Source organism: Halomonas sp. SIMBA_159 (assembly GCF_046536035.1).
Classification (GTDB): Bacteria; Pseudomonadota; Gammaproteobacteria; order Pseudomonadales; family Halomonadaceae; genus Vreelandella; species Vreelandella venusta_A.
The window spans coordinates 1-240 of the sequence record NZ_JAWJBT010001503.1 but is presented as its reverse complement, the minus strand read 5'-3'; the positions used below and the strand labels follow the sequence as shown (position 1 = coordinate 240).

Genomic DNA, 240 nt, shown 5'->3' with positions numbered 1-240 from the left:
CTGTTCAACAGCCTGGTCGCGTCCCTCGGCTCGGCCCTGGTCTCCGTGACGCTCGGCTCGATGGCCGCCTACAGCCTGGCCCGCACCGAGTTCCGCGGAAAGAAGGACCTGCTGTTCTGGATCATCTCCACGCGCATGGCGCCGATCGTCGCCGTGACCGTGCCGCTCTACGCCATCTTCCGATCGCTCGACCTGGTCGGCACGCTGCCGGGGCTGATCCTCGCCTTCACCACGTTCAAC

At 66.7% G+C, this 240-nt stretch carries 1 pseudogene; it reads left to right on the top strand.

The annotated features are described in order from the left end of the window. Positions 1–240: pseudogene (locus R0J87_RS24235) on the top strand (carbohydrate ABC transporter permease); the annotation flags it as partial.